Annotated in this window: 22 protein-coding genes and 1 pseudogene; 6 read left to right on the forward strand and 17 right to left on the reverse strand. The window is 65.6% G+C overall.

Annotated elements, in window-relative coordinates; all coding sequences use genetic code 11:
- The first annotated feature begins 295 nt into the window (after positions 1–295).
- The 4 genes from ACZ6S0_RS49795 (at position 296) to ACZ6S0_RS49810 (ending at position 2,486) form a co-directional block, all read left to right on the forward strand.
- Positions 296–1,021 carry a hypothetical protein gene (locus ACZ6S0_RS49795; RefSeq protein ID WP_465927623.1) on the forward strand — a complete coding sequence of 242 codons (726 nt, stop codon included), beginning with the start codon at positions 296–298 and terminating at the stop codon, positions 1,019–1,021.
- A gap of 22 nt (positions 1,022–1,043) precedes the next feature.
- The gene (locus tag ACZ6S0_RS49800; RefSeq protein ID WP_465927625.1) at positions 1,044–1,367 is read left to right on the forward strand and encodes a hypothetical protein; all 324 of its coding nucleotides are present in this window, start codon (positions 1,044–1,046) and stop codon (positions 1,365–1,367) included.
- Positions 1,368–1,376: 9 nt separating this feature from the next.
- Positions 1,377–1,841, forward strand: a complete 465-nt coding sequence (locus ACZ6S0_RS49805; RefSeq protein ID WP_465927627.1) for a hypothetical protein — start codon at positions 1,377–1,379, stop codon at positions 1,839–1,841.
- 237 nt (positions 1,842–2,078) lie between these two features.
- The gene (locus ACZ6S0_RS49810; RefSeq protein ID WP_465927629.1) at positions 2,079–2,486 is read left to right on the forward strand and encodes a GNAT family N-acetyltransferase; all 408 of its coding nucleotides are present in this window, start codon (positions 2,079–2,081) and stop codon (positions 2,484–2,486) included.
- A 21-nt stretch (positions 2,487–2,507) separates the two neighbouring features.
- Here ACZ6S0_RS49810 and ACZ6S0_RS49815 read toward each other — a convergent pair whose 3' ends face one another.
- The 15 genes from ACZ6S0_RS49815 to ACZ6S0_RS49885 form a co-directional block, all read right to left on the reverse strand.
- Positions 2,508–3,743: an MFS transporter gene (locus tag ACZ6S0_RS49815; RefSeq protein ID WP_465927631.1), complete on the reverse strand. Its 1,236-nt coding sequence runs from the start codon at positions 3,741–3,743 to the stop codon at positions 2,508–2,510.
- Positions 3,740–4,975 (reverse strand): BTAD domain-containing putative transcriptional regulator, encoded by a 1,236-nt coding sequence (locus ACZ6S0_RS49820; protein WP_465927633.1) that lies wholly within the window; start codon positions 4,973–4,975, stop codon positions 3,740–3,742. Before ACZ6S0_RS49820 ends, ACZ6S0_RS49815 begins: the two co-directional genes overlap by 4 nt.
- The gene (locus ACZ6S0_RS49825; RefSeq protein WP_465927635.1) at positions 4,968–6,203 is read right to left on the reverse strand and encodes an FxsB family cyclophane-forming radical SAM/SPASM peptide maturase; all 1,236 of its coding nucleotides are present in this window, start codon (positions 6,201–6,203) and stop codon (positions 4,968–4,970) included. Before ACZ6S0_RS49825 ends, ACZ6S0_RS49820 begins: the two co-directional genes overlap by 8 nt.
- 72 nt (positions 6,204–6,275) lie before the next feature.
- Positions 6,276–6,431 carry a hypothetical protein gene (locus ACZ6S0_RS49830; RefSeq protein WP_465927637.1) on the reverse strand — a complete coding sequence of 52 codons (156 nt, stop codon included), beginning with the start codon at positions 6,429–6,431 and terminating at the stop codon, positions 6,276–6,278.
- Between the two features lie 165 nt (positions 6,432–6,596).
- Positions 6,597–7,298: an integrase core domain-containing protein gene (locus ACZ6S0_RS49835; protein WP_465927639.1), complete on the reverse strand. Its 702-nt coding sequence runs from the start codon at positions 7,296–7,298 to the stop codon at positions 6,597–6,599.
- Between the two features lie 189 nt (positions 7,299–7,487).
- Positions 7,488–8,225, reverse strand: a complete 738-nt coding sequence (locus ACZ6S0_RS49840) for an integrase core domain-containing protein (RefSeq protein ID WP_465927641.1) — start codon at positions 8,223–8,225, stop codon at positions 7,488–7,490.
- Between the two features lie 335 nt (positions 8,226–8,560).
- Positions 8,561–8,977 carry a right-handed parallel beta-helix repeat-containing protein gene (locus tag ACZ6S0_RS49845; RefSeq protein WP_465927643.1) on the reverse strand — a complete coding sequence of 139 codons (417 nt, stop codon included), beginning with the start codon at positions 8,975–8,977 and terminating at the stop codon, positions 8,561–8,563.
- Complete coding sequence (locus tag ACZ6S0_RS49850) at positions 8,974–9,522, reverse strand: right-handed parallel beta-helix repeat-containing protein (protein WP_465927645.1); 549 nt, start codon at positions 9,520–9,522, stop codon at positions 8,974–8,976. Before ACZ6S0_RS49850 ends, ACZ6S0_RS49845 begins: the two co-directional genes overlap by 4 nt.
- Before the next feature lie 5 nt (positions 9,523–9,527).
- Positions 9,528–9,947, reverse strand: a complete 420-nt coding sequence (locus tag ACZ6S0_RS49855; protein WP_465927647.1) for a hypothetical protein — start codon at positions 9,945–9,947, stop codon at positions 9,528–9,530.
- A 108-nt stretch (positions 9,948–10,055) separates the two neighbouring features.
- Complete coding sequence (locus tag ACZ6S0_RS49860; RefSeq protein ID WP_465927649.1) at positions 10,056–11,822, reverse strand: alpha-amylase family protein; 1,767 nt, start codon at positions 11,820–11,822, stop codon at positions 10,056–10,058.
- 11 nt (positions 11,823–11,833) lie between these two features.
- A complete protein-coding gene (locus ACZ6S0_RS49865) occupies positions 11,834–12,697 on the reverse strand; it encodes a carbohydrate ABC transporter permease (RefSeq protein ID WP_465927713.1) in 864 nt (287 codons plus the stop codon).
- Positions 12,687–13,748, reverse strand: a complete 1,062-nt coding sequence (locus ACZ6S0_RS49870; RefSeq protein WP_357753710.1) for a carbohydrate ABC transporter permease — start codon at positions 13,746–13,748, stop codon at positions 12,687–12,689. Before ACZ6S0_RS49870 ends, ACZ6S0_RS49865 begins: the two co-directional genes overlap by 11 nt.
- Before the next feature lie 37 nt (positions 13,749–13,785).
- The gene (locus tag ACZ6S0_RS49875; protein WP_357753712.1) at positions 13,786–15,036 is read right to left on the reverse strand and encodes an ABC transporter substrate-binding protein; all 1,251 of its coding nucleotides are present in this window, start codon (positions 15,034–15,036) and stop codon (positions 13,786–13,788) included.
- A gap of 23 nt (positions 15,037–15,059) precedes the next feature.
- Complete coding sequence (locus ACZ6S0_RS49880) at positions 15,060–16,436, reverse strand: hypothetical protein (protein ID WP_465927652.1); 1,377 nt, start codon at positions 16,434–16,436, stop codon at positions 15,060–15,062.
- A gap of 330 nt (positions 16,437–16,766) precedes the next feature.
- A complete protein-coding gene (locus ACZ6S0_RS49885; RefSeq protein ID WP_465927654.1) occupies positions 16,767–17,762 on the reverse strand; it encodes a LacI family DNA-binding transcriptional regulator in 996 nt (331 codons plus the stop codon).
- Positions 17,763–18,482: 720 nt separating this feature from the next.
- On the opposite strand from ACZ6S0_RS49885, the gene ACZ6S0_RS49890 reads away from it, so the two are divergent.
- The gene (locus tag ACZ6S0_RS49890) at positions 18,483–18,653 is read left to right on the forward strand and encodes a hypothetical protein (protein WP_465927656.1); all 171 of its coding nucleotides are present in this window, start codon (positions 18,483–18,485) and stop codon (positions 18,651–18,653) included.
- 151 nt (positions 18,654–18,804) lie between these two features.
- Positions 18,805–19,257: an ISAs1 family transposase gene (locus ACZ6S0_RS49895; RefSeq protein WP_465927715.1), complete on the forward strand. Its 453-nt coding sequence runs from the start codon at positions 18,805–18,807 to the stop codon at positions 19,255–19,257.
- Here ACZ6S0_RS49895 and ACZ6S0_RS49900 read toward each other — a convergent pair.
- The gene (locus ACZ6S0_RS49900) at positions 19,233–19,538 is read right to left on the reverse strand and encodes a 2-phosphosulfolactate phosphatase (protein WP_465927658.1); all 306 of its coding nucleotides are present in this window, start codon (positions 19,536–19,538) and stop codon (positions 19,233–19,235) included. The two genes, ACZ6S0_RS49895 and ACZ6S0_RS49900, sit on opposite strands and share 25 nt — an antisense overlap.
- A gap of 46 nt (positions 19,539–19,584) precedes the next feature.
- Positions 19,585–19,875 (reverse strand): annotated as a pseudogene (locus ACZ6S0_RS49905) (2-phosphosulfolactate phosphatase); the annotation flags it as partial.
- Positions 19,876–20,161 lie beyond the last annotated feature (286 nt).

Here is a 20,161-nt window from a genome sequence, read left to right on the forward strand (position 1 = left end):
AGATCAAACCAGGCGTCTACACCGCCGACCCGATCTCCGCAACGCTCTTGCCAGCAGCTCAGAAACCTTAACTACCTGGCCTTGGAGGAACGCCCGCTTATCGACCGAACACCGACATTGTGATCATCCTGTGGCCAGGACATTCGTCGGGGGGGCTGGAACGGTTCAGTACGGCCGATGCTATCGTCGTCGACGATCACGAGGTAACCTCGTTTCTTATCACGATCTTGGATGTGATCCCTCGCGATGCGTTGCCGGGATCAACGCAGTTTCAGGGCTGGGGGCACGAGTTCGGATGCGCGGCATCGGCGAGTCAGACCGCATCCGGGCGGTCGTCACCGATGGGCAGTTGACCTCGGTGGCCTTGGACGCGCGGTCGTTGCGCCTCACTTCGGAGAAGCTGGCCGTTCACGTCTTGGTGGCCGTGAACGCGGCCTTGGACGACTTCTTCGCTCAGTCCGCTGGGCTGGATCCCCTTCCGGCAATTGACCCGCTGGCTGTAGCCCGGCAGATGCGCGAACTCCGTGACGAAATCGGTGTGCGGATGACGGCCATCACGAACTCGATGCGGGCGAGCGCGGACAAGCTTCGGCAAGAGGCGGAAGTGGCCTCCGATGTGCCGGCCTTGGACTTGCGGCATGCGTTCGACCAGGTGGCCGACCTCTTGGAGACGATCGGTGGCGTGCCTGACGGCGAGGCGAGGGAACTGCTCGGCGAGGGGTCTGCCGCCCGGGGCATGGTCCGGGCGACCTGTGGGCCCGGACCGCGGCTCACGGCCATGATGATCGACGAGCGGGCGATGCGTACGACGCCGGAGTTGAGCGGACGTCTGGTGAAGGCGGTCAACCGCGCCATGGACGAGTTCGCGGCGAAGCTACGCGAGCATCGTAGAGCCGCAGGTGCCGACCCTGACCTGGTCGAGGCTCGGATCCACGAACTCAAGGAATCGGGGATCGCTCAGATGCGGTCGTTCGGGGAAAGGCTGAGTTCGTTCATGGAAAGCGTGCGTCCCCGTGAGTGAGGGCGATGAGACAGGAGCGCTCATGGCAGGCGAGCTGGAGCTGGACTACGCGCAATGCCGCAGATCGGGTACGGGCCTGGCCGACACCCATGCACAGGCATCGGCGCAGGTTCAGGCGTTCTTTGAGGAAGTGAAGTCCTACGGCCAGCCGTGGGGAATGAACAATGCCGTTGGTCAGGCGATAGGTATGTGCTACGACATGGCATTCGGGCTGATTAATGACTGCTTTCAGAGCAATCTGGATGACTACAGCGGCTACCCGGTGGGCCTGCAGGTCATGACCGCCGACTACGAGTCGGCCGAAACGGAGTCCGTTGCCGTCATCGACAAAAGCGGGAAGGTGTAGTGACGAACAATGGGTCTTGAGCCTCCGCACGGAGAACTGGCTGCAGTTGAGAGTTTCCTGGGTTGTGTTTTCCCGGACGGCGACGAGAGCGCCTGCATGGCCTTGGGCAGGGCCCACGATGTGCAGGCCGCCCGGCTCCACGAGCCACTGACCGACGGGGGCGGCCACGTGCAGGCTCTTGCCTCCACCAGCCGTGGGGAAGGCATCACCGCCTTTACCCAGGACTTCTCTTCTCCGGAAGGGTCGAGCAACAACCTCATCGACGCCACTACGGGAGTGCGCGTTGCCGGTCTGGGGCTTCATGCCGGTGCGCAACTCGTACTCGCGCACAAAGGGCTCACGCTTTACTACTACGGCTTGGCCGCCGCTGCGCTCGCGTCTGGAGGGGCCATGGCCGCGCCCGCGGTCCAGACGGTCTTCCGACTTGCTATCGACAGGATGACCAACACCGCGGCCAACGCCATCTTAACCTGACCCCACGTCACCCGTCCGGGTCGGCAGGGTGAATCCAACTGGTGAGCGTTGATACCGATGTCTACGATTCTAGGTCCTCTCTTCAAGGCCGTCGGAAGGTTTCTGCGTGCGCCCGCGAAGGCACGTGAACGCGCTACGACCGGAGTGCGGATAAGCCCGGTACGGCCCGATGACGCGACAGGTATATTGCGCGTCCACTTGGCCGCCTTTCAAGACACCTACGCCAGGGTGCCAGGGGTGGACGGCAAAGTTCTCGCCAGGTTCGTCAGAGATGACCTCGCGCCCCGCAAGAAGCTTGAATGGGAAGCAAAGGCGCGCGGTGAGGGCTTGTTCGTGGCTCGATCTGGCAAGGAGATCGTCGGGTTCTGCGAGGTTCTGCGCAACAAAGCCGGGGCAACGATCGGCGGCTTGTACATCCTGCCCGGCAGCCAATCCCGCGGGCTCGGACGGCAACTGATGGAAAGGGCCATGAACGACCTTCCCCGCCCTGCGACCGTAACTCTTCATGTGGCACAGGACACGCCCGCGGTCGGGTTCTACGAGAAGCTCGGTTTCAACGCCACCGAGATCATCCCGACTCCGCAACCGCTACGCAACGCAGGTGTCAATCTCCCGCTGATCGGCATGAAACTCGAACTACCGTAAGGTGACGTATGCGATCGCCGCTCAGACGGTGGATTCGGCCGGGGAGACCGGCGGCCGACGAACGGCGGGAATGGTGCTGGCCCAGCCGGCGAGGAGAAGCATTCCTGCGAACAGGATCAGCACGGTGATGTCGATGCCCACGCGCTCCGTGAGAAGACCGCCGCAGAGAGGTCCTACCGCGTTGCCGACGAACAGGGCCATGAGCGTGACGCTGGATACCCGACCCAGCAGGTGTGGGGGCGTCTGCTGCACCAGGTAGGTGTTCATGGCCACGTTTCCCACAGAGCCGACGAATCCGACGATCAGCAGGGTGACCATCATCGGGAGGATGTCGACGCCCACCAGTGGGATGGCCAGCGCGCCGGCCCAACTCCACATTTGTGCGAGGACCAGCGAGAAGTCGAAGCGCCGGAAGAACGGGGCCGCGACGACTCCGCCGATCACCCCTCCGATTCCCGGCATCGACAGCGTCACACCGATCAAAAACGGTGACGTCCCGTTCTGCTGCGCACTTGCCATGAAGGTAAGAATCAGGGCGTGCACGAGGATGCCCACACCCACCGTCGTAACGAGGCAGGCTCTGAGGAACGGATTGCGTCCCACCCAGGTGAGCCCTTCGACCATTTCCCGCAGAACATGCCGTCGCTCGTGAGCCGGCCGCCTGGTGGTCACCACCCGCATGGACAGCAGCGTCCCGACCGAGACGGCATAGGTGATCGCGTCGACGACGAAGGGGACGGCTCGTCCGAGGCTGAAAAGAAGGCCGCCCAGCGACCGGCCCAACAGCATGGCGGACTGGGCGCGTGTCTCGTTCCCTGCCATGGCGCTCACGACCTGGTCGGCGGGCACGATCGATGGGACGGAGAGCCGCTCGGCCAGGCGGTAGAAAACGCCAAGGGCTCCTTCGACAAAGGAGACCGCGATGATGAGGGCGATGCCCGGAGTCCCGAAGACCAAGGAGATGACAAGGGCGCAGATGGCCAGCCCCCGCCCGAGTTCGGACAGCAGCATCACCCTCCGCCAGTCCCACCGGTCGACGAAGGGACCCGCCGGAACGTAGAGCAGGAGATCGGGGAGCACCCCAGCCAACGCCACCCAACCCGCCTGCACGGGCGAACCGGTCAGTGCCAGAACGAGCAGGGGAAGCGCGACGCTGGAGGCCCGGCTGCCGAGGATGGTCACCCCGGATCCGATCCAGAGAAGGACGAAGTTCCTGTTCCGCCACAGGGAAGGGGACTCCTGGTGGTCTGTCGTCATTTCTGGAGGGTTTTCAGCCGCTCGTCCACCAGCTCGGCTGTGGGATCAACGCGTTGAGACAGCAGGTAATGGTCACGAGCGAGATCCGGCTTGCCCTGCTGTTCGTAGACCCAGCCCAGGTAGAAGGCCGCTTCGGCGACCGCGATGCCTCCTAATGGCAGCATGTGCTCGAACGCGTACAGCGCCTCGTCGATGCGCCCCGCAGCCGCGAGGGCCTGCCCGCGCGCGCTCCATGTTCTGCGATCGTTCGGCTCGAGTTCGACCAATCGGTCCGTCGCAGCGACGGCCTGCTCTGGTTGGCCGAAGACGAGGTGGGTTTTTGTCAGTGTCTCGTACAAGGGCATGGCGTGGTCTTCCCAGGCCAGGAGGTGCAACGCCTCTTGGGAGGGCCGTGCGAGAGTGAGACACTCCTCAGCGCGGTCGAGCACCGCGAGCGTGGCCTTGGAGTCCGCCTTGAGGAAGGGGAGGTAGGCCACCGCGCGCAGCCAGGTGTGCTCGGCGAGAAGTGCGGCCGATTCCGTGTCGTCGATGGAAGCCAGCGCCCTTTTGCCCAGTTCCCCCGCCTGGTGCGCCTGCGGGGTGTCGGCCCCTCTTTTGCCGTGGCGTACCACGACGAAGTTCGCCAGCATGAGACGCGCGTACGGGTCGATTTTCTCGTCCGCTGCCACGTTCAGCGCGATCTGGTCAAGCTCGGCCGCGCCAGCGTGAAGTCTGAGGAGAACGGACATCTCCTGCCGGGCCAGCTGCGGGCTGAAGCGATGAGCGCTGGCCTTCGTCTCGGACATGCCGAGGATCTTGGCCGCCCGTTTCGGATACCCCAAGCGGAGCAGCAGATCACCAGCGGCCCGCAGTTCAGGAGTCGTGAGGGAGCCGCTGCCATGACACACTTGATCGACCTGGAACCAGAGATCCGACGCCAGATCGGCGGGCATATCGCCGAACTCCTCGGCGCAGGCGTCCAGGCGGTTCCAACTGGCGGCGGTGAGAATGCGTACATCGCCGGGCGGCCAGGTGTTGAAGGCCGGCAACGCGGCGGCGTTCCCCTCCACCAGGTGCTTAGCGATGGCGTGCGTAATGATCGCGACCGTGCTGGAGAGCGGCCGGGGGGCCGCGAGGCCGACGTGCACGGGGCAGGCGGCGGGCTGGTTCGCGGACATCAGCGCGCGCAGGCGACGAGCGAACGGCTGCACTCCCCCCGAATTCCGATACCTGGGAATGAGGAGCTCAGGCATCTGACGCTGCACTGTCCGCAAGAAGTTCTCGTCTCATGTCCTGCCGAATATGCGTAATCAGCCGCAGCAGATCGGCACAATAAACTGATGGGTTGAGGAAACCTGACCCGCGGCGATATCTGTGTGTGTAGAATCCGCCGCCACAGGTGTCTCTGACTGTGCATTCTTGACACGTCGCGCTGAGGCCCGAGACGCCTATCTGCCTGGCGATGACCGCTGGATGAGCCAGGGCGGTGTCGAAGTCGTGCTCGAATACATTCAGCCCGGTCTCGGGTGCTCCTGGGAAGGCCGATTTGAGCGAATCGCCCTGCTGCAGAGTGCCGTCGGTGTCGATGACGATGATCCGGACCGGCAGGAGTCCAATGGATTCCAGGGTGCTGGGCCCGCCCAGCAGCAGCCGGAAAATGTTTTGGAAGAGACGTATCTTGGTCTTCTGCGAGCTCCCCCGCCAGTGTTCGTAGAGCTGGATCAACCAGTCCGCGTACGGTGTGGGACCGGAACCGTTCTGGGCAGGTGGCGGGGTCGTCCAGTTCGCGTGCGGGAGCAGGAAGTCAATGATTGGCGGCGAAAATTCAGCCAGCGCCTCATAGCACTCTATCGGGTCGTTTCTCAGGTCGATGGTGCAGAGGATGCCGCCGAAGGACGACCGGAACCGGTCGGAGCGCAGAAGCTCCACCGCGCGCGCCACGTCCGAATAGCTGCCCCGGCCATTGCGGTATCTACGACTCCGGTCGTTCGCCTCCATGCCGCCGTCCAGGCTGACCCCGACGCGAACACCGTGAGCGAGCAACATGTCGAGCATTCGCTCGTCAAGTAGCAGACCGTTCGTCTGCACGGTGAAGCGCACATCGGCCCTGCCCGCGACGGCGCCACGCACGGTACGCACGAAACGGTCGATCATGTCAGGGCCGGCCATCAGCGGCTCGCCCCCATGAAGGAGAAGGTCAACGGTACGCAAGTCGTGTGCATCGACGTGCTCGGAAATTCGCCTGGCGAGCGTCTCGACTGTTTCATCGGCCATGGTCATAGGCCGCCCGCGCCATGACTGGTCCGCCATTTCATACATGTAGCAGTATTTACACGCCAGATTGCAGCGTTCATGAATTTTGACGACAAACTGGCTGAACGGCAGCGGCCGCCAGCCCTCGGCGCGCAGCGCTGCCACGTCAAGGCCGTTTTCTGGCCACTCTTTGCGTCGCGGCTCTTCAATTTGAATCAGTTTCGACACGCCTTATCCTCCACCATTATGACAGTATCCCTCTCCCTAACGAAAGGCGGAGGGATACTGTGGTTTCAGCTACTAGACGCCGGCGTTAAAGCCGGTGCCATACGCGCAGCTGGCAAAACCTGCGGCGAGCTGCTCCAACTCGTCCACGAAAGGCGTGTCGAGCACCCTCTCGGAACCATTCGCCGTCTTCATGCTGTTCTTGATCCGAGCAATCTCCGCTGGATTCATAAACGCCTCCACAGACTATTACGGATGGACCCTAACCCTCCTTTTCGGAGGGCCATTCATCACCAACCGTACGATTAGTGATCACGACTGTCAATAGAGCTGATCCAACTCGCACGAAAGCGCTCGTGGCGGCTCTGCGCCTGCCGAAAACTACGTCCATCCAGCTCAAGCGGCATGTGAGTATTCGTGGAGAACTCCGCCGAATCGATCTCGCCGACGTATGTCCAGGTCGTCCAGTCGCTTCGGATCGATGATCGGATCCGGGACGGTACGCAGCGGTGCCGCTTGAGCCCGGGCCTGGTGGGCTCGGTGCTCGTTGTAGAACCGTTCGTACTCGCGTAGGGCGTGCCGCAGGTGGCGCTCGTTCCAGATCAGGCAGCGGTCCAGAAGTTCTCGGCGGCACGACTGCACCCATCGCTCCATGACCGCGTTCATGCGTGGCATCCGGATACCGGTGAGCACGGTCTCGATGCCGGCATCGGACAGGATCGTGTTCACACAGGCCGGGAACTTGGCATCCCGGTCACGGATCAGGTAGCGCGCCCGGCAGCCCGCATCCTCTAGATCCATCACGAGATTCCTGACCGCCTGGATGACCCAGCTCGCGTTCGGGTGCGCGGTGGTGCCCAGCACGCGCACACGCCTGGTGGCGTGCTCAATGACCGCCAAGATGTACTGGCGCTGCCCGTTCAACATGATGGTCTCGATGAAATCGCAGGCCAGCAGGGCATCAGCTTGAGAGCGCAGGAAGGCGGCCCACGTGGTGGATGCCCTCTCGGGTGCTGGATCGAGCCCTTCCTGCTGGAGGATCTCCCAGACCGTGGATGGTGCGATCTTGATGCCGAGCGTGGTGAGTTCACCGTGCACCCGCCGGTATCCCCACGCCGGGTTCTCGCGAACCAGTCGCAGGATGAGGACACGGATCGAGCGGACCGTGGGCGGGCGACCTCGCCTGTTCGGCCGGCAGCCACGGGCGTGACGCCGTTTCAACAGATCGCGGTGCCAGCGCAAGACGGTGTGCCGCTCGAATATTGAGTTACGTGTCCTGAGCTGCGGTTACGCGGCGTGGCGGTATTCGCTGATCATGCCTGCGACGACGGGTTTTCGGTGGATGGATCGCAGGTCGTTGAGGTCGGTCACGTCGCGGGCGGCCTGCGTTGCGGTGTCCGGGGGCCGTTGGTGCCGGGACTGGTGCGGCCGGTGCCCGTTGTAGTGGATCAGATACTCCTGGAGCACGAGGGCCAGGTGGCGTTCATTGAGGATCAGAATCCGGTCCAGAAGTTCACGGCGCAGGGTGCCGATGGCCCGCTCGCAGATGGCGTTCATCCTCGGCGTCCGCGGCAGGATGGTGATGGTCCGTAGCCCTTCTGCTGTGAAGACCTCCCGAAAAGCCACGGTGAAGAGCGGGGCCCGATCGTGGATCAAGAACCGTAGCCCGGCGATGCACTCCCCCAGGCCCATCACCAGGTTGCGGGCCTGCTGCACCATCCACGCCCCGGTCGGGTGCGCGCTCACCCCACCCAGATGCAGTCGCCGGGTACCGTGCTCGATGAAGACCAGCACATACAGCCGTTTGAGCAGCAGCGTCTCGACCACCAGGAAGTCACACGCGATGATCGCATGGGCCTGAGCGGCCAGGAACTGCCGCCAACTCGGCCCAGCCCGGCGGGGCGCCGGATCGATACCGGCCGCGCCCAGGATCTCCCACACCGTGGAGGCCGCGATCGGGAACCCCAGCCGGGCCAACTCGCCCTGGATTCTCCTGTGCCCCCAGGTCGGGTTCTCCCGCGCCATCCGAACAATCAGTGCCTTGACAGGCCGGCGGGTGCAGGGCCGCCCCGGGCTCCGCCTCCCGGTGAAGGTCCACTTCCGCGCCACAAGGTTGCGATGCCAGCGCAAGATTGTCGCCGGGGTGACTGGGAACACCTCCGCCCACCGGCGGCGCTGGACCAGCCGTGACAACGCCGCAAGCCAGAGCCTGTCGGCGTGACCCCGCTGCGGCCGGACACCGAGCTGACGTCGAAGCACCTGGTTCTCGTGACGCAGCACTAGTAGCTCAGCTTCCTTGGACAAATCAGAGCGGACCAGCACCGCCACAAGGCTGCACAAGCACCGAACCACCCTGTAGATCAGCGACAACGACACCCCGCGATGGTGACAGCCGCCGCACTGATCGCGCAGCAGAACCCCAGCTCAGAGCCCGAAACCGTGTTTTCGAGCGGGACAGCGTCGCCTGAGACGTAGATCGCGGCCATTCCCGGGCGTTCGAACCGGTTGTCCTCGATGACCACCGGACGCCGCGTGGTCACGAGCACGGCGCGCGTGGGCACGTTTCGGAAGACGTTGCGGGCGATGTGCACGGCGGGCGTCCGGGTCACGTTCTCCACCGCGGCCCGCCCGGTGGGGTCGCCGGGAAGCTCGGAGCCGACGGTCAGGACGATGCCCCTGAGCGGGTGGGCGCGGTCCCGCCCGCTCGGCTGCCGTACGCGCTCCACCGTCGCGGTCGCGATCGCCTGGAGCGTCTCCCGCTCGACGATCTCGATCATGTCGTCGGGCGAGAACTGCGGGAGTCGTGCGGCCCGTCAAAGAGGCACTCGCGAACGGCCGCGACTCCCGAGCATCCGGAGAACTGGACGAAGTCGACGAAACCCGCCGTGTGCCGCCCGCTGCCCGGTGGGCTTCGGAACTCACAGCCCTCGATCGTGACGTCACGGCTCGCCTGTGCCACGACGCCGAAGCCGTGCAGGAACCGGAAACGCAGCCCGAACAGCGTCACACCGGAGCTGTCGAGCACGAGCGCGCCGGGATGATCACGTGTCGTCAGGCGCATCTGATAGACGACACCGAGGTCGGCCGGTTCCTCGCTGCGGTCGTAGTCGATCCGGATCTCGCGGTCCCCTACCGCCTTGATCGACCAGACGTCGTCGAAGAGCGGGTTCGGGCCGCGCCGCGTCCTGTGGCCGGACGGATCACGGATCTGCGTGTACTCGAGCGCATCACGGCCCTCCCAGGCGACGGCGCCCGAGCCGAGGGCCTCACCGTGCCAACAGATCGAGCGTCCTTCGACGGAGAACAGCGTGACCTCGGGCACCCGGATCACCCGGTACGCCCGCCCGCTTCGACGCCCCCGTCCACGACAGTGGCGTCGACGACCGTCGGCACCGCGAAATCAAACTCGAGTCCCTCGACGCGCACCCGCCGCGAGTCGATGACGGCGAAGGTCGTCTGGAGCCCATGAAGGAGGATGCGGGCGCCCTCCCCCGAGATGAGGAGATCGTCGACCCCCTCGACGAGTACGGCGATCGTCTTCTCGCGGTACCGCGGATCGTCCCCCACCGTGTTGGCTACGTAAAGCTCACGACGTTGAGCGCCATCCGGCCAGAAGTGATAGTCGCCCGGAGGGAATCGGAGGACCACCGGTCCCGCCACGGCGCCGGCGGCCCGGAGGGACGCCGCGACCGCGGGCGCGGCATCGGAGCGGCTGCCGGGAGCCGTCCCGAAGTCGGTGACGTCCACCGTCGCCGGCACCGGGCTAGACCCCCTCGCCGGCGAAATCGAGCACAAGCCGTGCGTGCCGGGGAGGGCCGGGGGAATCGTCTGTGAACGTCGTCGCGCAGACCTCCGTCATGTCGAGGGCATCGACGAACGGGCCCGGCGCAACCGGGCGAGCCCGCCGGAGGGAATGGCCAGCGCGTGCGGCCCGGAGGCCAGCACGATGTCCCCGTCGACGACCAGTCGCCCCCTGGCGTCCCAGACCTCCAGGCCGACGCTGACCTCGTCCCCCTCGTTCAGCAGGATCGGGGAGCTGTCGTCGGCATTCGCGACCAGCAGTTCCGTCCAGTCACCGGCCGGAATCAGGATGGAGTGCGGCGCGTACCTCGCGACGAAGTGCCGGCCGCCGTCGTGAACGCGGACCACCGGGTACATCAGTTCGGGGCGCTCGGGCACCAGCCGACCGTGCAGCAGCAGGTCGCGGTGCTCGCGCCAGACACTGAGCCAGAACGTGAGCGCCTCGGACTGGTCACCGGGAAGCCGCGTCAGGTCCACGGACACCTGCGGCACGCCCAGCAGCGAGTTGATCAGATGATGGGCGACCCGCTCCGGGCTGTCGCCCTCGGCCCACATGATCGGGTCGCTGTGGATCGGCGTGCCCGGCCGGCTCAGGCGGAGGTCGAGGATGCCGACGCGGTTCTGAACCGCATTCAGCGGGCAGTCGCCGACGCGGATCATCGAGGCGTGCCGGGCTGCTTCCGGATGCACGTACGGCTCGCGGAACTCGATCAATGGCTCGACTCCGAGCCCTCGCAGCCTTTCGACGATCTCGGACACGGTGTCGACGGCCGCGGCCACGGACCCCGGCACCCCCTGGTCCTGGAACTCCTCCAGGAAGTCCAGCTTCAGGCCGTCGGCCGCCGTCCGCGCGATGATCTCCTCCATCCGCCCGACCAGGTAGGCGCGAGTGAAGGGGTCTCTCGGGTCGAGGACCTCCGCCTCCAGCTCGGGTTTGTCGCGCAGCGTCGAAAGCCCCAGGTCGCGGGTCTTCGCCCGATAGCCCAGGAATGGTGTGCCGATCCACCACACGGTGCGCAGCCCTCGGGCGCGCAACGCTTCGACCAGGCCGGCCGCATCGGGGAACTTGTCCTCCGTGACCTCCCAGTCGCCGCACGATCCGTATCCCCGGCCGTGCGAGCTCGTCTGCCAGCCGTCATCGACGATCACGGTGCCGAACCCCATCGCGGCCGCGCGATCGACCTGCGCGAGTACGGTGGCGGCCGAGACGTGCTGGTGCGCGAAATACCAGGTGCACAGGACCGGGTCCTCGGCCCCCGGCGCCCCGCGATGGCCTTCCTTACCCTGGAGCCAGCGCCCCGCCTCGGGAACGGCTTCCGCGAAGGTGGCGCCGGACACGTCCAGGAGAAGCCGCACGTCGCCCGCCGTACCAGAGCCGCCGACGGCGACCTTGATCACAAAGTCGGCGGTCTCCTCCACCAGGCCGGCCAGCACCTGGGTCTCACTAGGGCCGCTGTCGACCGCGTAGACCAGACGGGCGACGTCGCGCGAGCCGAGCAGGGCTCCGAGCGGAATGCCCCGCAGGGCCGTCACGTCGACCGCCGCCCCCCACGATGGCGGGATCGTCGCGTGCGGCACGGTGCTGCCCGGGCGCCACCACGCGCCCGCATCGGTCGCGGGGATCGTCACGGTGAGACCGAGCGGCTCGCCCAACGTGCTGAACACGACCTCGAAGACTCCGGCCCGCAGTTCGCGCACGTCGCCCGGCCGCGTCGCCCGCAGCAGGAGCCCTGCGCCGGAGTGGTCGGCGCCCAGCGGGACAGGCGCCTCAGGCTCCGAGCGCGTCCACCCCGGTAGCCAAGAGGCATCCGTGGCAGGCATTTCGATTTCCATTATTTGATCCCCGTGAATGATATTCCGCCGATGATGTGACGCTGCGCGAAGAAGAAAAGAAGAACGCACGGAAGGGTTACCACCAGTGTGGTGGCCATCAGCAGCGGAGTGTTCGTGCCGTGCACGGACTGGAAACCCGCGAGAGCGAGCGGAAGCGTCTTCCACCGATCCGTTGAAAGGTAGATCGCAGCCTGGAAGAAGTTGTTCCAGTAGGACATGAACTGCAACACTGCGGTCGCGATGATGATGGGCTGGGAAAGCGGCAGATAAATCGAGAACCAGATGCGGAACCAGCCCGCGCCGTCGATGACGGCAGCATCCGTCAGCGCGTCCGGCAATCGCAAATAGAACTGCCGGTACAGGAAGATGAAGAACGAGGAGCCGAAAAAGGTCGGGACGATGATCGGCCACAACGTATCGATCATATCGAGATTCTTGAAAAGAATGAACTGCGGAACGATAGTCACCTCCCCGGGAAGCAACATCGTCGACAGCACGATCGCGAACAGCACCCCGGAGCCCCGGACCCGGATCCGCGCGAACGCGAACCCGATGAGCGACGACGAGAAGACCACCGCGACGACCGGGACGAGCGTGCTCAGCACCGAGTTGCGCAGGTAGGTCCAGAACGGGAACGAGCCGAGACCGTCGGAGAAGTTGGACCACTGCCACTGGATGGGCCAGAGCGACGCCCCTCCCTGCGACACGCCCGCCTGCGTCCGCAGCGCGGTCGCGATCATCCAGAGGAAGGGGTAGATGAAGACGACGGAGCCGACCACGAGCAGTGTGACCGCGAAGACCTTGGGCCCGAGTGGCCGGGGTCGCGTCCCCTCCGCACGCACCGCTCCCGCGCTAGCTGACATGGACACGCCGCCTCCGCTCCTTCGGCCGTTGCGATTCGTAGTAGACCCAGAAGGCGCTCCCCCGGAACACCAGCGCCGTGAGCACCATGATCATGCCGAACAGGATCCAAGCCAGGGCGGATGCGTATCCCATCTTGAAGAAGGAGAACGCGTTCTGGTACAGGTACAGGACGTAGAAAAGGAGCGAGTCGGACGGGCCGCCCCCGTTGTGCGTGACCACGTAGCCCTGGGTGAAGGTCTGCATCGCACCGATGAGGCCCGTGACCACGTTGAAGAAGATAACGGGGCTCACCTGGGGAAGCGTGATGTGCCACAACGAGTGCCAGCGCCCGGCGCCGTCGATCGCGGCCGCCTCGTAGAGGCTCTTCGGCACGTCCTGTAGGCCGGCGAGATAGATGATCATATTCCCGCCGACCGTCCAGAGGCTCATGAGAATCACCGCGGGCAGGGCCCAGTCGGCGTCGAAGAGCCACTTGGGTCCTTCGACGCCGAACAGGCGGAGCAACCCGTTGACGAGGCCGTAACTGGGGTTGAAGACCCAGATGAACAGCACTGCCTGGGCCACTCCCGTCACGAGCGAAGGCAGGTACCAGATGGTCCGGAACACGTTGACCCCGCGGACCCGGACGTTCATCAGGAGCGCGACACCCAGGGAGAGCACCGTCTGCAGGGGGACGCTCACGACGGCGTACGTCAGGGTGACCTTGATCGCCTGAACGAGTTCGGGGTCCGAGAGCGCTTCCTTGTAGTTGGCGAGCCCCGTGAACTTCGCCGGATCGATCAGATCCCAGTCCATGAATGACAGGACCAGGGAGTACACCATCGGCCCACCCGTGAAGATCACGAAGCCGACGATCCACGGAGAGACGAAGAGCCAGAACGCGGCGGTGTTCCGCGAGATCCAGCGCGCCCGGAGTGCACCCCACAGACCGGCGCCGATGAGGCCGAACACGATGGCCAAGATGATGACCAGGGAGAGGATGGGTCTGAGCCCCTCAACGACGTGCAGTCGTTCGAGGAATCCCGCAAGCCCGTCCACGATGCCCGACATCCCGCGATCCCCCTCTACGCAATCCGCTCGGTGATCGTCACTGCGCCGCGTCCAGCAACTTCTGGCAGTCGGCCTGAAGTTGCGGCAGCACGACGGCCGGATCCTCGGTGCCGGACCCGATCGCGGTGCGCGAGTTCAGGTCATCCGAGAAGGCCTTCTCGATCCGCACCTTGTCCTTGACTGCGGGCGTGGTCACCGCGTTCGTGACGGCGTCGATGAAGGCCTGCAGGTTCACCTTCGGGGCGATGGATTTGAAGGCGTCGAGTGATCCCTGGATGACGGGGATGCCGAGCGCGGACGTCGTCGTCGCCAGCAGGTTCTGCGCGTCGGGGGTCGAGCTCATGAACTTCGTGAAGGTCTTCGCCGCGGCGGTCTCCGCCTCGCTCGCGCCCTTCGCGATGCCCAGGCTGTCGACCTCCATGGGCTCGCCCTTGCCGGGCATCGGCACGAGGAGGAACTTCGAGGGGTCCAACGCGGCGATCTTGGCGATGTTCCACGGGCCGAAGTCGGGCAGCATCGCGAGCTTGCCGTCGGCGAGCCACTGGAACATGTCCTGACCCTGGGAGTCGGCCTGGTTGGGAGCGAAGCCGCCGGTCTTCACGGCGTCCACCACGGTCTGGGCGGCGCGGATCCCATCGGCGTTGCCCATCGTGCACTGCTTGCCGTCCGCGCTGTAGTACGAGCCGCCCTCCGCGATCAGCCAGCCGTCATACCAAAGGGACGCGGAGCCATACACCTTCTTTGCGTCCGATCCCGACGTCAGCTTCTTGGCCGCTGACACGAAGTCCGCGGTCGTCATCGGCGTCGCGCCGGACGGGACGGGGACGCCGGCCTTGTCGAAGGCGTCCTTGCCGACGGCCATGACCTTGCTCTTCGCAACGAAGGGCACCGCGTAGTCGGCCCCGCCGAACGTCCCCGCCCGCTGGACGGCCGGCGAGTAGTAGACGCTTTTGTCGACCTCGACCTGCTTGAAAGAGTTGGCGAAGCTTGGCAGCGAGGTGTCGGAGATCTCCGCCACGGTCGGGGCGTCGCCGCCGGCGATCGACGTCTGGAGCTTCTGCTCGTAGTCGCTCTGGATCCAGTTGGGCTCGACCTTGATCGTCGGGTTGGCCTTCTCGAACGCCGCGATCATCGCCTTCATGGTGGCGGCCTCGTCTGTGGTTCCCCAGAAGGCGTAGCTGATCGTGGTGGTCCCGGCCGAGCCTCCTCCATCACTGGTCTCACTGCTACACGCGGCGAGCGCGAGGAACGAGACGGCGGTGACGGCGGCGAGTGCCTTCCGGTGCAAGGGGGGTCTCCTTTATCAGTGATCTATCGCTGCCCGCGAAGCACGACGACGCTGCCGTCGGCGCCTGCGCGCACGCGTGAACCGTTCGGCACGTCAACCGTGCTGACGTGCCCGTCGTCCCAGATGGAGGTCCAGGTCACGCCTGGTCCGCCGGTCACCTGAAACTCGGTGGCTTCCCTGCCCTCGTGCCGCAGCCCGACGACGGAACCACCGACTGGAACTTCTCCGACCTCGATCCACTCCCCGGACGGAAGGTGCGAGCGGGTGTGGACGACGCCCTCCTGGGTGCCCGGCTCCAGCCCGGTCAGGCCGACCGCGACGTGCGCGACGTGCGTGAAGGGGACCTCCGGATAGTCCGCCCTGGAGCCCGCGAGGTATCGCATCCACCGCAACGCCTCGTCGTCCCACCCGTACCGGAGGAACGCCTCCGGAAGGTAGGTGAAAGCCTCGATATTGGACGGCGGCGTCGCCGCGAGGCCCGATCGGAGGAAGCCGAGATGCGCGCTCGAGCGCTGGTCCTCGCGCATGATCCCCTTGAGTGCGGGGAACCATGTGCTCTCCAGCCGGAACCCGCCGGTCGGCCCGTCGGCGGTGAAGCCCGCAGCATAGTGCTGGTCGCCGGGCAACCACCATGATGTCGAGAAGTGCTCATCCAGTTGCTCGGCCCGCTCACGATTCCACGCGGCGAACTCCTCGTCGAGCACCGCACCGGTGACGGAGCCGAGCGCCAGGTGCGCCGCCCATTGGCTCGCGATCCCGTCGGCGGCGACCAGGAGGTGCGGTGGCCGCTCCCCCTCGTTGTAGGTCGCCGTTCCGCGGAAGATGTCCCCGCTGCCGCCTTCACCCGCGACACCCGTCCCGAGGGGATCGTGGGCGTCGACGAACGACGTCATCGTGTTGCGCACGAACGCCGCGATCTCCGGAGCGACCAGGAATCGGTCGTCCGCCGTCCAGCGATATTGCTCGACCGCCTTCTCGACGAGTTCGAATGGCGCCGGGACCTCTCGTACGAAGTCGTCATCCGAGTGGTAGTCGATGGCGGCCGGGGTGCCGTCGAACTCGAACGCCCACAACGGATACCAGCCGCGGGCGCCGTTCGACGATCCGGCGAAATGCCGAAGCATCGAAAGGTTCTCCGTGTCCAGTCTCAGCAGATGCGCGCCGAGCATTTGGTGGGCGAGGTCCCTCGAATAGAACATCGGCCGGTCCGTCAAACCGGCCCAGTAACTCGGGAGATATCCGGGCTCCCGTCCGGTCTGAACCCACTCACGCGAACGATATGACGCCCAAATGAAAGACTCGATAAGATCGTGCATGCTCGAATCAACCCAAAGGTGCCATGGTGGGTGATTTTTTCCAGCCCGTGCGGTGTGCTCCACAGGCGGTAACTGCCTCATCATGAAAACCGAGTGTCACATACACGTCATAGACACGTCAACAGTCGGGCAAAGCAGTGCGTAACAAGACGGCAACACGCTCAAGGAGCCCGCGTCCCGGGCGACAGGACGGGTCCGTCGTGGGCTCGGCAGGAGTCACACAGCCCGCCGTGGCGGCAGGCAGCCCCCATGATCCGGGCATCCATCAGCGGAGGACACATCCCGCGGGCAGACACGATCGCCGCCGACGCCGTCTCGCTGGCGGCATCGGGCGAATCCTGCGAATCAGGCGAACAGCAGCGGCAGCGGCAGCGGCAGCGGCAGCAGAGGATCAGCCTGCTGAGCGATCGGCGGCTATGTGCGTGGGGCGGCCGTCGAGCCGCGGATTATCAGCTCGGGGTCGAACATCAACTCCCCCGCCGGCACCGGCCGCCTGTTGACCAAATGCACCATGGTGGCGGAGATCGCCTGCGCGATCCGCTCGATCGGCTGCCGGACCGTCGTCAGGGGCGGATCGACGAATCCCATGATCTGGGAGTCGTCGTATCCAACGACGGACACGTCGCCTGGCACGGACAGACCGCGACGCCCCGCCGTACGAATCGCACCCAGGGCCATGTAGTCGCTCGCCGCGACGATCGCGGTCGCACCCTGGTCGAGCAGGGTCTCGGCGGCCGACATTCCGCCCTCGACGCTGTACACCTGGTGCGCGACGAGTCGCCGCGGATCATCCACGCCACGTGAGCTCATCGCCTCGACGAAACCGTCGAGGCGCCGCTCGCTGGGCCGGTTCCCCACCGGGCCGACGATCATGCCGATGTCGCGGTGACCGAGCTTCCACAGGTGGTCGACGGCCAGCGCCGCCGCCACTTTGTCATTCGTGGAGAAGCTGGGGGCTGGGACTCCCTCGATCGCACCGTTCATCGAGACGAACGGGATCTGGCGTTCCTGCAGCAGCCGGTACGGCGCCGGGTCCGCGCCGATCAGGGTGTTGCTCGCCGAGGCGAAGACCGCGCCCGCGATGCCCAGATCCATGGTGGAGGTGATGAAGTCGATCTCCTGCAACCCGCCCACCGTCGTGGAGCACACGACAGCCTTGAACCCCTGGGGTGCCAATGCCGACTCGATCAGCTCGCAGAGCCGGCCGAAGAAAGGCTGGGCGAGGCCCGGGGTCAGGACGATGACGAGCTGGCTCTGTCCTCCGCGGTCGTATCCCAGCTCGCGGATCGCGTCCTCCACGACACGGCGCGTGCTGGCGGCAACCACACCCCGACGGTTGAGCACACGGCTGACGGTCGCTTCGCTGACCCCGGCACGAGCGGCGACGTCACTGATTCCGACCTTGGCCATAGCTCCCTTTGATCATTACGGACGACGCGTGATGTCACTATACGGCCAGACCTACTGCGCGAGCAGTTCGGCCACACCGCGGCGATGGTGTCAATCCTGGACCTGCCGTGACCGTGTGGCGGCTGACCAGGCAGAGAGGGATGGGCGGGCTGTTGGCCGGCCGAGGGCGCGTTTTCGTTGCATGGCGGCGGTCAAGGGGCCACAGTCGGGTGGCCAGGCTCCGGACCGCGATGCCGAGGAACGCGGCCACACGCTTGATGTTGCGCTGCTCGGCATACCGCTCGAATATCGAGTTACGTGCTTTGAGCTGCGGTTAAGCGGCGCGGCAGTAGTCGCTGATCACACCTGCAACGGCAGGTTTTCGCCGGGTGGCTCGCGGGTCGTTCAGGTCGGTCACGTTGTGGAAGGGCCGCATCGTGGAGTCCGGGGGACATGGTGCTGCGGCATGAGGTGGAGGTGCTGCGGCGTCAGGCCGACCGGTCGAAGCCTCATTGGGCCGATCGAGCGGTCCTGGCCGCGCTGGCGCGACTCCTGCCGCCGAGATTGCGGGCTCACCGGCTGATGACGTCCGGCGCCCTGCCGGCTTGGCACACCGCTTGATCCGAGATCGGTGGACGTATCCGAGTCGGTCCGGCCGCCCGAGGATGAGCAAGGAGGGGCCCGGCTCCCCGAGACGCCGATACCTCGTGGAGGACCTTCCTACGCGCTCAGCCCAAGGGAATGCTGGCCGTCGATTTCTTCCGCGTCGACACAATTTCCTTGAGACGCCTGTACGGGCTGTTCCTGATGGAGATCGCCACCCGGCGCATTCACATCCTCGGCGTGACCGCCCCCCTGATCGTCTGCGCCCGTTGCCACACCGACATCCACCAGCGACCACGCACGCAGTAGCACCACCGGAGAGCCGCGATGCGGGGAAACTCGCACGTCCGGTTCGGGGAGGAGTCGCGCGGAAACGACCCGATCAAGGGCACCGCGCCGCGCGGCTTACTCCACGCCCACTCTCCTGCGCCGGCTCAAGGCCCTGCCCTGGCGCGAGGCCATCCTCAACAACCGTACCGACGAGACCGGACACGGCCGCCGCGAGATCCGCCGCATGAAGATCTGCACCGCCCGCCCCGGCCTGCCCTTCCCCCACGCCGCCCAGGCCATCCAGATCAAACGCCGCCGCACCGACCACCGCACCGGCAAAACCACCATCATCACCATCTACGCCATCACCAGCCTGCCGCCAGGCCGCATCACCCACGCCCAGCTCGCCGCACTCATCCGCGGCCACTGGAGCATCGAGGCCCTGCACCACATCCGCGACGTCACCTACCGTGAAGACGCCTCCCGCGTCCGCACCGGCACCGCACCCCGCATCATGGCCAGCCTGCGCAACCTCGCCTTCGGCCTGGCCCGCCTGATCGGCTGGGCCAACATCGCCGCCGCCACCGACCACTACCGCAGCTACCCCGCCGACGGCCTTCAGCTACTCGGTTTCACGACATGAGAACGCTTCGGCCCTGGGACACACCCCGACTCGGCAGCGCGGCGGAGGAACTCAGCAGCATCCGTCCCAGCCTCGGTGGCCCTCCGAACGATGTATTGAGCACAGGCCAGATCTTCATCGGCCTGCCCATCTTCGCCGGTGACCACGAACGTGACGCTGTCACTGTTGCGTGTCCGCAAGAGCCGAGCCGTTGCCTCCGCCACCACGATGCTGGCGCACAGCACCAGCGGCGCCTCGTTGACAGCAAGGGCGCCGACTGTTCCTGCCGTGGTTTTCTGCACAACGATTCGTCCCGCCAAGGTCAATCGACCGCAGCAGGCCCGGCGAGTTGACGGTGTCGAACCCGAGCGCCGACGGACCGTCTTTGAGCGCCACCCAATCCGGGGGGCGAGCCTTGAGCGCCAGGGCTTCGTCCAGCGACTCAGCAAGAACGATCTTTTCCGCCCCCTGGGCAAAGGCCCAAGCGGCCACGGTGAAAGCACGCATGACGTCGACCACGACCGCCACGGGCGGGACTTCGACCAGATCAGCAATACCAAGGAAACGAGCGTCCATTTCTGACATGATCGCATATGCCCGACCCGGGGACCCGCTCACCCCGGGGAGATCGCACTCCATGCACGCCTCCAGGCCCCTGCACCGGTCATCGCCAGAGGTTCGGCTTCCACGATGAGACCAACAGCAGAGTCGCCGCCGGCGCAGGCGGAGCTTGGAACTACTACGCACCGACCGACCACTCAGAGTGGCCGACGTCAGGGGACTCGGCTCGAATACAGACCACTTGATCAACGACTCATGCCAGTCTCGACCCCGGTCCTGACCACGCTGCCCATCCTGATCCTGTACGTGGTGGGCCGCCGCCAGCTGCTGGCCGGCCTGACCGCCGGTTTCGGCAAGTGACGGC

This window comes from Nonomuraea sp. NPDC051298 (assembly GCF_055586305.1).